General features: G+C 71.0%; 1 pseudogene. It reads left to right on the top strand.

Features of this window, described 5'->3' with window-relative positions:
• A pseudogene (locus AC1DYX_RS31680) lies at positions 1–721 on the top strand (Hpt domain-containing protein); the annotation flags it as partial.

Raw genomic sequence — 721 nt, 5'->3', positions numbered from 1 at the left:
CGCGCCGCTCGTGCGCGTGCGCGCCGACATCCTCGACCGCCTCGTCAACCAGGCCGGCGAAGTGTCGATCACGCGCTCGAAGCTGGAAACCCAGGTGGGCGCGCTGAAGGGCATGCTGTCCGACTTCGCCGACAACCTCGCCAACCTGCGCCGCCAGCTGYGCGAGGTCGAGGTGCAGGCCGAGTCGCAGATCGCGTCGCGCCTGTCGATCGCGGGCGAGCGCGGCTTCGATCCGCTCGAATTCGACCGCTTCACGCGCCTGCAGGAACTGACGCGCATGATGGCCGAGAGCGTGAACGACGTCGGCTCGTTCCACGACGGCCTGGCGCGCACGGTGGAAGCGGCGGGCGACGACCTGGCCGCGCAGTCGCGCCTCACGCGCGAGCTGCAGCGCGACCTGATGCGGGTGCGCATGGTGCCGTTCGCGAGCCTGTCGGAGCGCCTGTTCCGCGTGGCGCGCCAGACCGCCAAGGAAACCGATAAGCGGGTCAACCTGGACATCCGCGGCGGCGGCGTCGAGATCGACCGCAGCGTGCTGGAACGCATGGCCGCGCCGTTCGAACACCTGCTGCGCAACGCCATCGTGCACGGCATCGAGCCGCGCGCCGCGCGCGTTGCCGCCGGCAAGCCGGAGACGGGCGAACTGCTCGTGCAGGTGAGCCAGCAGGGCAACGAGGTCGAGATCCGCTTCGCCGACGATGGCGCCGGCCTCGACCTGGCC

The sequence above is a fragment of the Massilia sp. P2_C2 genome (assembly GCF_056404615.1).
The sequence above is the reverse complement of the archived record's forward strand: the minus strand, read 5'-3'. Positions and strand labels throughout refer to the sequence as shown.